This is a genomic window from Vibrio sp. S234-5 (assembly GCF_000960595.1).
Classification (GTDB): domain Bacteria; phylum Pseudomonadota; class Gammaproteobacteria; order Enterobacterales; family Vibrionaceae; genus Vibrio.
Map to the genome: position 1 here is coordinate 1 of NZ_JZAM01000454.1, position 259 is coordinate 259.

General features: G+C 44.4%; 1 protein-coding gene. It reads left to right on the plus strand.

Going from position 1 to position 259, the window contains the following annotated elements:
• The coding region (locus UF06_RS23030; RefSeq protein WP_045569719.1) for a winged helix-turn-helix domain-containing protein at positions 1-239 on the plus strand (239 nt) is incomplete at its 5' end.
• Between the last annotated feature and the right edge of the window lie 20 nt (positions 240-259).

Here is a 259-nt window from a genome sequence, read left to right on the forward strand (position 1 = left end):
AGCAGTTGAGCCAATACATAAAAGATAAAGCCAATGATACACAAGGCGGACGACTGACTGGGGCCGACATCCACGCTTATATCGTGAAAGAATTTGGCCAGCACTACCACCCTGACTCTATCTATTACCTGCTCGAGCACATGGGCTTGTCATGGATAACTTCCCGCTCAAAACACCCCAAGCAATCTCAAGAAGTCCAAGACGATTTTAAAAAAAATTCAAAATTGAAACGATCCTGAAGATCCCAGGACATATCGCT